Source organism: Rhodopseudomonas palustris, assembly GCF_007005445.1.
Lineage (GTDB): Bacteria > Pseudomonadota > Alphaproteobacteria > Rhizobiales > Xanthobacteraceae > Rhodopseudomonas > Rhodopseudomonas palustris_G.
Window position 1 is genome coordinate 1202303 of the sequence record NZ_CP041387.1, and the last position, 11664, is coordinate 1213966.

13 protein-coding genes are annotated in these 11664 nt (G+C 67.8%); 11 read left to right on the top strand and 2 right to left on the bottom strand.

Annotated elements, in window-relative coordinates; all coding sequences use genetic code 11:
* Nucleotides 1–31: 31 nt before the first annotated feature.
* Nucleotides 32–985: an IS481 family transposase gene (locus tag FLL57_RS05495; protein ID WP_013502635.1), complete on the top strand. Its 954-nt coding sequence runs from the start codon at nucleotides 32–34 to the stop codon at nucleotides 983–985.
* Between the two features lie 230 nt (nucleotides 986–1215).
* Here the strand turns inward: FLL57_RS05495 and FLL57_RS05500 are convergent, their stop codons facing one another.
* The gene (locus FLL57_RS05500) at nucleotides 1216–2208 is read right to left on the bottom strand and encodes an AraC family transcriptional regulator (RefSeq protein ID WP_013503287.1); all 993 of its coding nucleotides are present in this window, start codon (nucleotides 2206–2208) and stop codon (nucleotides 1216–1218) included.
* A gap of 153 nt (nucleotides 2209–2361) precedes the next feature.
* Between FLL57_RS05500 and FLL57_RS05505 the strand changes: the two genes are divergently transcribed.
* The 7 genes from FLL57_RS05505 to FLL57_RS05535 all read left to right on the top strand — a co-directional run bounded on the left by FLL57_RS05505 (nucleotide 2362) and on the right by FLL57_RS05535 (nucleotide 9239).
* Complete coding sequence (locus FLL57_RS05505; protein WP_142882340.1) at nucleotides 2362–4056, top strand: AMP-binding protein; 1695 nt, start codon at nucleotides 2362–2364, stop codon at nucleotides 4054–4056.
* An 18-nt stretch (nucleotides 4057–4074) separates the two neighbouring features.
* On the top strand, nucleotides 4075–4842 hold the full coding sequence (locus FLL57_RS05510; protein ID WP_047307577.1) for a 3-hydroxyacyl-CoA dehydrogenase: 768 nt from the start codon (nucleotides 4075–4077) through the stop codon (nucleotides 4840–4842).
* 55 nt (nucleotides 4843–4897) lie between these two features.
* Nucleotides 4898–6085, top strand: coding sequence for an acetyl-CoA C-acetyltransferase (locus FLL57_RS05515; RefSeq protein ID WP_142882341.1), 1188 nt, complete (start codon nucleotides 4898–4900; stop codon nucleotides 6083–6085).
* Nucleotides 6086–6092: 7 nt separating this feature from the next.
* On the top strand, nucleotides 6093–7220 hold the full coding sequence (locus FLL57_RS05520) for an acyl-CoA dehydrogenase family protein (protein ID WP_047307582.1): 1128 nt from the start codon (nucleotides 6093–6095) through the stop codon (nucleotides 7218–7220).
* Between the two features lie 123 nt (nucleotides 7221–7343).
* Entirely contained in the window at nucleotides 7344–8255 is a 912-nt protein-coding gene (locus FLL57_RS05525; protein WP_142882342.1) for a DUF2163 domain-containing protein, read from the top strand.
* A gap of 40 nt (nucleotides 8256–8295) precedes the next feature.
* A complete protein-coding gene (locus FLL57_RS05530; protein WP_142882343.1) occupies nucleotides 8296–8748 on the top strand; it encodes a peptidase P60 in 453 nt (150 codons plus the stop codon).
* Between the two features lie 65 nt (nucleotides 8749–8813).
* Entirely contained in the window at nucleotides 8814–9239 is a 426-nt protein-coding gene (locus tag FLL57_RS05535) for a GFA family protein (RefSeq protein ID WP_142882344.1), read from the top strand.
* A 260-nt stretch (nucleotides 9240–9499) separates the two neighbouring features.
* On the opposite strand, the gene FLL57_RS05540 is transcribed toward FLL57_RS05535, so the two are convergent.
* Nucleotides 9500–9967 carry a hypothetical protein gene (locus FLL57_RS05540; RefSeq protein WP_142882345.1) on the bottom strand — a complete coding sequence of 156 codons (468 nt, stop codon included), beginning with the start codon at nucleotides 9965–9967 and terminating at the stop codon, nucleotides 9500–9502.
* A 153-nt stretch (nucleotides 9968–10120) separates the two neighbouring features.
* Between FLL57_RS05540 and FLL57_RS05545 the strand changes: the two genes are divergently transcribed.
* Genes FLL57_RS05545 through FLL57_RS05555 form a run of 3 tightly spaced genes read left to right on the top strand, consistent with a single transcriptional unit; the run spans nucleotide 10121 to nucleotide 11643 of the window.
* On the top strand, nucleotides 10121–10594 hold the full coding sequence (locus tag FLL57_RS05545; RefSeq protein WP_047307571.1) for a MarR family winged helix-turn-helix transcriptional regulator: 474 nt from the start codon (nucleotides 10121–10123) through the stop codon (nucleotides 10592–10594).
* Nucleotides 10595–11047: a hypothetical protein gene (locus tag FLL57_RS05550; protein ID WP_142882346.1), complete on the top strand. Its 453-nt coding sequence runs from the start codon at nucleotides 10595–10597 to the stop codon at nucleotides 11045–11047.
* Nucleotides 11048–11073: 26 nt separating this feature from the next.
* Nucleotides 11074–11643: a cytochrome b gene (locus FLL57_RS05555; protein WP_142882347.1), complete on the top strand. Its 570-nt coding sequence runs from the start codon at nucleotides 11074–11076 to the stop codon at nucleotides 11641–11643.
* Nucleotides 11644–11664 lie beyond the last annotated feature (21 nt).

Consider the following 11664-nt stretch of genomic DNA (forward strand, 5'->3'; position numbering starts at 1 on the left):
TGCGAAGCTTCAGTGTCCAAGGAGGGACCGGATGAACATTCACAAGAATGCCCGTTTGACGCCGATTGGTCGAGAGCGGTTGGTGCAGGCGGTGTTGAGCGGGCAGACGCCGAAGGCCGCCGCACAAGCCGCAGGCGTCTGCCCGCGGACGGCCCGCAAATGGGTTGCCCGGTTCAAGGCCGAAGGGCGCGCAGGGCTTGCCGATCGCTCGTCGCGGCCGCGGCGGCTGTACAAGCCGACGCCAGTGGCGACCGTGGAGCAGGTCGAACGGCTGCGCCGTCAGCGTCTGACCGGCAAGCAGATCGCCGCCGATCTCGGCCTGTCGCCGGCCACCGTCAGCCGTATCCTGCGACGCCTGGGGCTCAACCGAATGCGTGACCTGGAGCCGGCCGAACCAGCCCGCCGCTACGAGTACGCCCATCCCGGCGACATGATCCACATCGACATCAAGAAGCTCGGCCGCTTCGACAAGATCGGCCATCGCATCACCGGCGATCGCACCGGCCAAAGCAACAGCCGCGGCGTCGGCTGGGAGTTCGTCCACGTCTGCATCGACGACGCCTCACGTGTCGCATTCTCGCAGATTTTCGCGGACGAGAAGGCCGTCAGCGCGATCGCCTTCCTCAAGGCCGCGATCGCCTATTACGCCAGCCTCGGCGTCACCGTTAGACGCGTCATGACCGACAACGGAAGCTGCTACATATCGACTGATTTCCGAAACGCCTGCCACGCTCTCGGGCTCAAGCATATCCGCACCAGGCCATACACACCTAAAACCAACGGCAAGGCCGAGCGCTTCATCCAAAGTGCTCTCAGGGAATGGGCTTACGCGCAGGCCTATCCGACCTCGACACGCAGGGCCGAGGAACTGCCGATCTGGCTGCATCGATACAATTGGCACCGCCCTCACGGCGGCATAAAATCACAGCCGCCAATCAGCAGACTCGGACTCTCCGAGGACAACCTGTTGAGGCTCCACATCTAGAGCGGTTCATCGTTTGATTGACACGATCCGACCTTTCCGAAGGCACTGAGTCCTCATGCTGAGGAGCCTGGCGAAGCCGGGCGTCTCGAAGGATGGGGCAACGCATTCCCTGCGTCACATGGTTCGAGACGGCGCTACGCGCCTCCTCACCATGAGGTTCTGCCTGTTGCAGGCTCTCCGAAGCGCGGGTTCGATTCTATCGAAAACAGGATTGCTTTACGCGCGAGGCCTCACCCGCCGATCGCCTCGCGGCGGAACGCGCCGGGGCTTTTCGCCATCCATTTCCGGAAGGCGCGGTGGAACGCGCTGGGTTCGGCGAAACCGAGGTCGGCGGCGATGTCGCCGACCGGCTTTTCGTTGTCCGCCAGCCAACGGATTGCCAGCGCGCGGCGGATCTCGTCCTTGATGGTCTGGTAGGTCTGGCCCTCGGCGCTCAGCCGGCGGCGCAGCGTCGAGGCCGGGATCTTCATCTGCCTGGCCAGCGTTTCGAAGTTCGGCCACGCGGTCGGCGGCTTGGCCCGCAGCGTGGTCCGGATCGCCGCGGTCAGCGTCGCATCGTGGCGGTAGCGGACCAGAATGTTCGCCGGCGCCCGGCGCAGAAACTCCTTCAGCGCCCGCTCGGTGCGGTTGGTGCGCAGCGCAAGAAACGCCGCATCGAACACCAGCGCGCTCTCCGGCTGGCCGAACCGGACCGGCGCGCCGAAGAACGACCGATAGTCGGCGGCGAAGGCCGGCGGGCCGCAGGCGAAATCCACCCGGCGCAGCGGCAGCCGCCGGCCGACCAGCCAGCAGGCGATGCCGTGCACCACGATCCAGAAGGTGCGATAGGCGAAGGCCGAGCGCGGCGCTGTCTTGTCACGGAGCACGATGCGGGCGAGGCCGTCTTCGATCCGCAATTCGCCGCTGGGATCGTCCAGGGCGATCTTCAGAAATCGCAGCGCGCGGTTCAGCGCCTGGTGCAGCGTTCCGGCGTTGAGCACCGCGTGCCCGAGCAGCGTGAACGATCCCGGCCGCATCGGCCGTCCGCCGAGACCGAAGAACTCGTCGTCCATCGCCGCGGCCACCGCCAGCCACAATGCACCGAATTCGGCGGCCGAGACCCGTTCCCGCACCACCTCGGGCAAGCCGGCGGAGGCGAACACCGGCCCGGGCGCGATGCCGGCCCGAACCAGACAATCGGCCACCTCCTCCACGAACAAAGGCGCAATCGTCCGCCGCTCCAACTCGTCGGTTCCTTCTCGAAAGTGGCAAAACCGATCACAAATCTAGGTCAGTTTGGTCCTAGAAAGCCACAGCGCTCCGCCGCTTAATCCGCCCCCGTGAATCCACTCGCGTCAAACCCTCGTGCCAACAACGAGGGCAGGGGAAGAAACACCATGAGCAACGCCCATCCTGCGGCAGCAGCCATCGAAGATTACGCCGACGTTCTTGCGCGGTTTCGCCGCGAGGATCTCGAAGCGCTGTTCGACGGCGACTTCGCGACCGGCATCAACGTATGCGTCGAATGCTGCGACCGTCACGTCGCCGGCGGCGGCACGGCGCTGGATTGGGAAAGCCAGGACGGCCGCACCGCATCGTTCAGCTTCGGACAGATGCAGGACTATGCGGCCCGCGTCGCCAATCTGCTGGTCGCACAGGGCGTCAAACCCGGCGACGTCGTCGCCGGCATGCTGCCGCGCACGCCCGAGCTGCTGGCGCTGATCCTCGGCACCTGGCGCGCCGGCGCGGTGTATCAGCCGCTGTTCACCGCGTTCGGTCCGAAGGCGATCGAGCACCGCGTCAAGATGAGCGCCGCCAAGCTGGTGGTCACCGATGTGGCCAATCGCGCCAAGCTCGCCGACGTCGCCGATTGCCCGACCGTGGCGATCGTGCTGCGGCCCGGCGAGACCGCGCCGCTCGGCGATCTCGATTTCCATGCCGAGATCGCGGCGCAATCGACCGAGTTCGCGCCGGTGCTGCGCAAGGGCACCGACCTGTTCCTGATGATGTCGACCTCCGGCACCACCGGCCTGCCGAAGGGCGTGCCGGTGCCGATCAACGCGCTGCCGGCGTTCTATTCGTACATCCGTGATGCGGTCGATCTGCGCGCGGGCGACATCTTCTGGAACATCGCCGATCCGGGCTGGGCCTATGGCTTGTACTACGCGGTCACTGGCCCGCTGCTGCACGGCCATGCCACCACGTTCTACGACGGTCCGTTCACCGCCGAGAGCACCTATGGATTGATCAAGCGCCGCGGCATCACCAATCTGGCCGGCGCGCCGACCGCGTATCGGCTGCTGATCGCGGCGGGACCGGAAGCGGCGGCGCCGGTGAAGGGCCAGCTCCGCGTCGTCAGCAGCGCCGGCGAGCCGCTCAATCCGGAAGTCATCCGCTGGTTCGCTGAGCATCTCGCCGCGCCGATCCACGATCATTACGGCCAGACCGAGCTCGGCATGGTGGTCAACAATCACCACCGGCTGCGCCACACCGTGCATCCGGGCTCCGCGGGCCTGGCGATGCCAGGCTTCCGCGTCGCGGTGCTCGACGAGCAGAGCAACGAACTGCCGCCGAACGTCCCGGGCGTGCTCAGTGTCGACCTGAAGCGCTCACCGCTGATGTGGTTCTCCGGCTATTGGCAGCAGGAGACGCCGGCGATCGAAGGCGGTTACTACCGCACCGGCGACACCGTCGAGCTGGAGCCGGATGGCTCGATCAGCTTCGTCGGCCGGGCCGACGACGTCATCACCTCGTCGGGTTATCGCATCGGCCCGTTCGACGTCGAGAGCGCGCTGATCGAGCATGCCGCGGTGATCGAAGCGGCGGTGATCGGCAAGCCCGATCCCGAGCGCACCGAGATCGTCAAAGCCTATGTGGTGCTCGCCAAGGACGTGACGCCGAGCGAGGCGCTGGCCGAGGAGCTGCGGCAATATGTCAAGAAGCGGCTCTCCGCTCACGCCTATCCGCGCGAGATCGAATTCCTGGAGCAACTGCCGAAGACGCCGAGCGGCAAGCTGCAGCGCTTCATCCTGCGCAAGCGCGATTCCGATCCCGCAGGCAGTGCTTCCGCCACGTCTTCCTCCGCAGCTTGAGATACGGATTGCCTCGTCATGAACATTACTGATCGCGTTTTCCTGGTCACCGGCGCCGCCTCCGGTCTCGGCGCTGCCACCGCCCGCACGCTGGTGGCGGGCGGTGCCAAGGTGGTCGGCCTCGATCTCAACGCCGAGGCCGGCGCCAAGCTCGAACAGGAGCTCGGTGCGAGTTTCCGCTTTCTCGCCACCGACGTCACCAAGGCCGAGGATGCCGAGGCGGCGGTGAAGCTCGCCCAGGATGTGTTCGGCCACGTCAACGGGCTGGTGAATTGTGCCGGCGTGGCGCCGGGCGAGAAGGTGCTCGGCCGCAACGGCCCGCACAAGCTCGACAGCTTCGCCCGGGCGATCACCATCAACCTGGTCGGCAGCTTCAACATGATCCGGCTCGCCGCCGAGGCGATGAGCAAGGAGCAGCCGGACGCCGAAGGCGAGCGCGGCGTCATCATCAACACCGCCTCGGTTGCGGCGTTCGACGGCCAGATCGGGCAGGCGGCGTATTCGGCCTCCAAGGGCGGCGTCGCCGCGATGACGCTGCCGATCGCGCGCGAACTGGCGCAGCACGGCATCCGCGTGGTGACGATCGCGCCCGGCATCTTCGAAACCCCGATGATGGCCGGGATGCCGCAGCCGGTGCAGGATGCGCTCGGCAAGAGCGTGCCGTTCCCGCCGCGGCTCGGCCGGCCGGCCGAATATGCCGCGCTGGTCAAGGCGATCTGCGAGAATACGATGCTGAACGGCGAGGTGATCCGCCTCGACGGTGCACTGCGGATGGCGCCGCGCTGAGGCGCGGCGGTTACTACTCATGCGATCAAACAACCAAAATCCAGGGAGAACTCCCATGACCCACGATCCAATCGTTATCGTCGGCTCCGCGCGCACCCCGATGGGTGGCTTTCAGGGCGAGCTGAAGGACGCCACCGCATCCCAGCTCGGCTCGGCCGCGATCTCGGCCGCGGTGGAGCGCGCCGGCCTGAAGCCGGATGCGATCGACGAAGTCGTGTTCGGCTGCGTGCTGCCGGCCGGCCAGGGCCAGGCACCCGCCCGTCAGGCTTCGCTCGGCGCCGGCCTGCCGCTGTCGGCGGGCTGCACCACCGTCAACAAGATGTGCGGCTCCGGCATGAAGGCGGCGATGCTCGCGCATGATCTGTTGATCGCCGGCAGCGCCACCGTGGCGGTGGCCGGCGGCATGGAGAGCATGACCAACGCGCCGTATCTGCTCGACCGCGCCCGCGGCGGCTACCGCATGGGCCACGGCCGGGTGCTCGACCACATGTTCCTCGACGGCCTCGAAGACGCCTACGACAAGGGCCGGCTGATGGGCACCTTCGCCGAGGACTGTGCGCAGAACTATCAGTTCACCCGCGAGACCCAGGACAATTTCGCCATCACCTCGCTGACCCGCGCCCAGGCCGCGATCAAGGACGGCTCGTTCGCCCGCGAGATCACGCCGGTGACGATCAAGGCCGGCAAGTCGGACATCACCGTCACCACCGACGAGCAGCCGCTGAAGGCCAAGCTCGACAAGATCCCGACGCTGAAGCCGGCGTTCCGCGAAGGCGGCACCGTGACGGCGGCGAACTCCTCGTCGATTTCCGACGGCGCCGCCGCGCTGGTGCTGATGCGCCGCTCGGAGGCAGACAAGCGTGGCCTGAAGCCGCTCGCGGCGATCGTCGGCCATTCCACCCACGCGCACGAGCCGGCGCTGTTCGCCACCGCGCCGATCGGCGCGATCCGCAAGCTCAGCGACCGCACGGGGTGGAATCTCGCCGACGTCGATCTGTTCGAAGTCAATGAGGCGTTCGCGGTGGTGGCGCTGGCGGCGATGCACGATCTCGGCCTGCCGCACGACAAGGTCAACGTCCATGGCGGCGCCTGCGCGCTCGGCCACCCGATCGGCGCCTCCGGTGCGCGCGTGCTGGTGACGCTGCTGGCGGCGCTGGAGAAGTACGACCTCAAGCGCGGCATCGCCTCGCTGTGCATCGGCGGCGGCGAAGCCACCGCCGTCGCGGTCGAGCGGCTGTCGTGAGCGCATCATGATCCTGAACGACCTGCAGACCCAGATCCGCGACACCGCGCGCGACTTCGCGCGCGAGCGGCTCGCTCCGACCGCGGCGGCGCGCGATGCCGCGCATGCGTTTCCGCGCGCCGAACTGACCGAGATGGGCCAGCTCGGCTTTCTCGGCATGCTGGTGCCGGAAGCCTATGGCGGCTCCGACACCGGCATGGTGGCCTACACCCTGGCGCTGGAAGAGATCGCCGCCGGCGACGGCGCGTGCTCGACCATCGTCAGCGTGCATTCCTCGGTCGGCTGCATGCCGATCCTGAAATTCGGCACCGACGAGCAGAAGCAGCGCTTCCTGCCCAAGCTCGCCAGCGGCGAGTGGATCGGCGGCTTTGCGCTGACCGAGCCGCAGGCCGGCTCGGACGCCTCGAACCTGCGCACCACCGCGCGCCGCGACGGCGATGCCTATGTCATCAACGGCGCCAAGCAGTTCATCACCTCGGGGCAGAACGGCCAACTGATCATCCTGTTTGCCGTCACCGATCCGTCGGCCGGCAAGAAGGGCATCACCGCCTTCATCGTGCCGACCGATACGCCCGGCTACGAAGTGGTGCGGGTCGAGGACAAGCTTGGTCAGCATTCGTCCGACACCTGCCAGCTCGCCTTCAACGACATGCGGATTCCCGCCGACCTGCGGCTCGGCGCCGAAGGCGAGGGGCTGAAGATCGCGCTGTCGAATCTCGAAGGCGGCCGGATCGGCATCGCCTCGCAGGCGGTGGGCATGGCGCGCGCCGCGTTCGAGGCGGCCCGCGACTACGCGCGCGACCGCGTCACCTTCGGCAAGCCGATCATCGAGCACCAGGCGGTGGCGTTCCGGCTCGCCGACATGGCGACCCGCATCGCCGCCGCGCGGCAGATGGTTCTGCATGCGGCCAGCCTCCGCGAAGCCGGACTGCCGTGCCTGACCGAAGCCTCGATGGCCAAGCTGCTTGCCTCCGAGACTGCGGAGGCGGTGTGCTCGTCGGCGATCCAGACGCTCGGCGGCTACGGTTACTTGAAGGACTTCCCGGTCGAGCGGATCTATCGCGACGTTCGCGTCTGCCAGATCTACGAAGGCACCAGCGACGTCCAGCGCATCGTGATCGCGCGCAATCTCTGATCTGAACCACATCGTCGGTCCCGGCGCGGCGCCCGCCGCCGCCGGACCGTCGATGCGACATCGTCCGCGGGGCATCGCGCTGCCCCGGCGGATGCGCCGTCGCGCGCCATCGAGGAGCTTGTTATGCGCAGCATTCCGGATGCGTTGCAGGCGAGGCTCGACGGTGGCGTCACCACGCTGGCGCAATGCTGGATCGTGCGGCGGCGCGATGGCGCTGTGCTCGGCTTCACCGATCACGACCGCGATCTCGTCATCGACGGTGTGAACTGCCGCGCCGGCACCGGGTTCTCGGCGTCGGAGGCGTCGCAGCGGTTCGATTTGGCGGTCGATGGCGCGGAGATCTCCGGTGCGCTCGACGACGATCTGCTGCGCGAGGCGGATTTGGCCGCCGGACGCTTCGACGCCGCCGCGATCGAGAGCTGGCTGGTGGATTGGAGTGCGCCCGAGCTGCGGGTGCTGACCGCGCGCGGTACGCTCGGCGAAGTGCGGCGCGAGGGCCTTGCCTTCACGGCGGAGCTGCGCGGGCTCGCCGATCTGTTGTCGCAGGAGACCGGCCGGCTCTACACCGCGGCGTGCAGCGCCGATCTCGGCGACGCGCGCTGCCGCGTCGATCTCGGCAACCCGGCGCGGCGCAGCGAGGGCCTCGTCGTCGCGGCACCCGGCACGTCGACCATCACGGTCTCGGGCCTCGACGGTTACGCGCCCGGTCTGTTCAGCGCCGGCCGGCTGAGCTGGCGCAGCGGCGCCAATGCCGGCGCTGCGGTCGAGATCAAGCAGCATCGCGTCGTCGTCGGCGAGGTGCGGCTGTCGCTGTGGCAGGCGATGGCCGAACCGATCGCGCCCGGCGACAGCTTCGTCGTCACCGCCGGCTGCGACAAGCTGTTTGCGACCTGCCGCGACCGCTTTGCTAACAGCGACAACTTTCGTGGCTTCCCGCAGATCCCCGGCAACGATTTCGTCGTCAGCTATCCGGTGCCCGGTGCGCCCGGCAACAGCGGCGCGCCAATCGGCCCGGTGCTGCGCGGCGACGTCTGACCGCAGCACCAATCCACTCACTCGTTCGAGCGAGGGCGCGATGGATCAGCCATTGGGTCGCGACACGATTGTTGCCGAAGCGCGGAGCTGGATCGGCACCCGCTATCGGCACCAGGCGTCGGTGAAGGGCGTCGGCTGCGACTGCCTCGGCTTGGTGCGCGGAGTGTGGCGCGCCTGTCTCGGTGACGAGCCGGAAGCGCCGCCGCCTTACGCACCGGACTGGGCCGAAGCCGGCGGCGACGAGACGCTGGCGGCGGCGGCGCTGCGCCATCTGGTGCCGGTGCCGTGCGATGCGTTCGACCGCGGCGACGTGCTGCTGTTCCGCTGGCGCGACGGCTGCGTCGCCAAGCACGCCGCGATCGCAAGTTCGCCGACGACGATGATTCACGCCCACGATGGCGCGGCGGTGTGCGAGGTCGCGATCACACCATGGTGGCGGCGCCGGCTCGCCTATGCGTTCACGTTTCCCGGCATTGCAGATCCGCTGCGTTGACGTTGGTGAAGCGGTCTGGTCAGGTCCGGCTGACTCATCGCGCGGATCGCCTGGAGGCACGCAGAATGGACAACGGCAGCAACGTGCGGACCGGTGGATGCCATTGCGGGGCGGTGCGCTTCGAGGTGACGCTGAGCGACGGCTTCGACTCGATCCGGCGCTGCACCTGTTCGTATTGCCGGATGCGCGGCGCGGTGGTGGCGATGGCGGAGATGGGCGGGATCAAGATCCTGCAGGGCGAGGACGTGCTGACGACCTATCGGTTCCACACCGGCACGGCGCAGCACTTCTTCTGCTCACGCTGCGGCATCTACACCCATCATCAGCGACGATCCAATACGAACCTCTACGCCGTCAATGTCGCCTGCCTCGACGGCGTCAGCCCGTTCGACTTCACCGAAGTGCCGGTGATGGACGGCGTCAATCACACCAACGATACCGGCCAGCCGACCCGCCGCGCCGGCACGCTGCGCTTCATCGCGTCGGAGTGACGGTGCGCGCCTCGAAAGAGGGCCGCGTCTGTCCTTGGTTGGCCTGTGACCGCGCTTCGCGTACTCACACCAAGCAAAGCCTCATGGTGAGGAGGCGCGAAGCGCCGTCTCGAACCATGCGCCGCGAGTCACGCGCGGCCTCATCCTTCGAGACGCCCGGCTTTGCCTGGCTCCTCAGGATCAGGACTCAGTGCCCTCGACGATGGACAATTCCGCTTCGATCAATCGACCAAGCGAACTCATCGCCTGGATGATCAAGCTCAGGCCGACGCCCTGGCGTTGGCGGCCTTGGTCTCGGCGATCATCCGCTTGATGGCGTCGACGGTTTCGGGCGGCAGGTGCCTGGCGGCGCCGAGCGCGACGTACAGCGCGTTCAGCGTGTTGCGTCGGGCCTCCGGCGGAATCATCATCTTGGCGCGCGGGCCTTCGGCGAGGCCGTACAGCGCCTGCGCGGCGAGATCGAGATCGTAGCCCCACACCCAGCACCACAGCCGCACCGCGGTCGACCAGCCGCGCTGATAGGCGCGCAGCGAGGTGCCGGCTTCGAACAGCGCCTTGACGGCGGCGTCGCGGGTCTCCTCGGGGGCACCGGGGTCGACCGCGGAGTAGCGCTCTGCGACGTCGAGCACTTCGATCCGCTTGGCCTGCAGCGCCACCACCGGCTTGCCGATGAAGTACACGGCCACATAAGCGACGATCGCAACCGCCACGCTCGCTAGAAATTCCATCGTTCCGTCCTGACCGGCCGTCCCACCAAGCCGGCTACGATGCAAATGCCGCGAACCCCGTCAATGCCGCCGCTATTGGACTTCCGTCGCGTCTCCGGGCCGGTCGGGGTGAACGGGATTGACAGGATGCTGTCAGAATGACAGGATCCTGTCATGACCGATGCAGCCGACGCTCCGTTCGACCACCCCGCCAACGCCCTCGTGCTGGAGGTTTTCCGGCTCAACGGCGCGCTGATCAGGTTCGGCGATGCGTTGGTGAAGCCGCTCGGGCTGACCAGCGCGCGCTGGCAGGTGCTGGGCTCGGTCGCCCACGGCCGCGGCACGTTCTCGGTAGCAAGGCTCGCCGATAACATGGGGCTGGCCCGGCAATCGGTGCAGCGGATCGTCGACGAGCTGGCGGAGGCCGGGCTGGTCGGCTTCGCGCCGAACCCCGCGCACAAGCGCGCCAAGCTGGTGGTGCTGACGCCGCGCGGCGAGCGGGTGTTCGCGCAGGCCAGTGAACTCTGGCTGCCGATCGCCGACGCCATGATCGCCGGCGCCGATCCGCGCCAGCTTCGCAAGACCAGGGATGCGCTGATCGCGCTTCGCGATCGGCTCGACACACAACTCAGCGACAGGAGTTCGTAAATGATCAAGAAGCTCCACCCGATCGCCGGCATCATCGCGTTTCTCACCATCCTCCTGTTCTGGACCTCGACAGTCGTGGTCGAGCTCGGCGGCGACGAGGCCGCGATCGCCGCCGTGAAGCTCCGCATCCTGTGGGGTCTCGCGGTGCTGATCCCGGCGATCGCGCTCGCCGGGGCTAGCGGCTTCAGGCTCGGCGGCCAATCCCCGCATCCGGTCGTCGCGGCGAAGCGCCGGCGGATGCCGCTGATCGCCGTCAACGGCATCGCCGTGCTGGTGCCGTGCGCGATCGTGCTGCAGCAGCGCGCCGCCGCCGGTCAGTTCGACCAGATCTTTACGGTGGTGCAGGCGGTGGAGCTGATCGCCGGGGCGATCAACCTCGCGCTGATCGGGCTGAACATCCGCGACGGCTTCAGGCTGACGCGGCGGTTCGGCCTGTCGGCCGCGGCGCACTGAGTTCTTCGGCGATCGGGACGACGGCAATGGCTCTCAACAGTTCATCCGACCAATACGGTACGGTGGCGGTGACGATCCATTGGTTCACCGCCGTCCTGATCCTGATCGCGCTGCTGACTGGCTTCCGCGCCGCGGCGGCCGACGACGTCGCCACCAAGGCGGCGCTGCTGCGGATCCATCTGCCGGCGGCGGCGCTGGTGCTGGTTCTCACCGTCGTCCGCGTGGTGTGGTGGCTCGGCATCGACGACAAGCCGGCGCCGATCGCCGGGGCGCCGTCCGCGCAGCAGTTCATCGCGCGGACCGTGCACCTGTTGTTCTACGTGGTGGTGCTCGGCATGATCGCGAGCGGCACCGGCATGATGCTGGCGAGCGGAGCGCTGCCGGCGATCTTCTCGCACGACGCCACGGCGCTGCCGGAGTTCTGGCGCTACCGGCCGCGCATCCCGCACGGCTTCGGCGCCCGGCTGCTGGTGGTCCTGCTGATCGTGCATGTCGCGGCGGCGCTGTATCACCATCTGCGCGGCGACCGGGTGTTCGGCCGGATCTGGTTCGGCCGCAGTCCGACATCGCAGGACGCGGCCGACCGCGCGGTGTGACCGCCGTCGTCTCGCAGTCCA

Coding starts and splice junctions, on each gene's coding strand:
- FLL57_RS05495 (WP_013502635.1), top strand. CDS start 32: ATGAACATTCACAAGAATGCCCGTTTGACGCCGATTGGTCGAGAGCGG.
- FLL57_RS05505 (WP_142882340.1), top strand. CDS start 2,362: ATGAGCAACGCCCATCCTGCGGCAGCAGCCATCGAAGATTACGCCGAC.
- FLL57_RS05510 (WP_047307577.1), top strand. CDS start 4,075: ATGAACATTACTGATCGCGTTTTCCTGGTCACCGGCGCCGCCTCCGGT.
- FLL57_RS05515 (WP_142882341.1), top strand. CDS start 4,898: ATGACCCACGATCCAATCGTTATCGTCGGCTCCGCGCGCACCCCGATG.
- FLL57_RS05520 (WP_047307582.1), top strand. CDS start 6,093: ATGATCCTGAACGACCTGCAGACCCAGATCCGCGACACCGCGCGCGAC.
- FLL57_RS05525 (WP_142882342.1), top strand. CDS start 7,344: ATGCGCAGCATTCCGGATGCGTTGCAGGCGAGGCTCGACGGTGGCGTC.
- FLL57_RS05530 (WP_142882343.1), top strand. CDS start 8,296: ATGGATCAGCCATTGGGTCGCGACACGATTGTTGCCGAAGCGCGGAGC.
- FLL57_RS05535 (WP_142882344.1), top strand. CDS start 8,814: ATGGACAACGGCAGCAACGTGCGGACCGGTGGATGCCATTGCGGGGCG.
- FLL57_RS05540 (WP_142882345.1), bottom strand. CDS start 9,967: ATGGAATTTCTAGCGAGCGTGGCGGTTGCGATCGTCGCTTATGTGGCC.
- FLL57_RS05545 (WP_047307571.1), top strand. CDS start 10,121: ATGACCGATGCAGCCGACGCTCCGTTCGACCACCCCGCCAACGCCCTC.
- FLL57_RS05550 (WP_142882346.1), top strand. CDS start 10,595: ATGATCAAGAAGCTCCACCCGATCGCCGGCATCATCGCGTTTCTCACC.
- FLL57_RS05555 (WP_142882347.1), top strand. CDS start 11,074: ATGGCTCTCAACAGTTCATCCGACCAATACGGTACGGTGGCGGTGACG.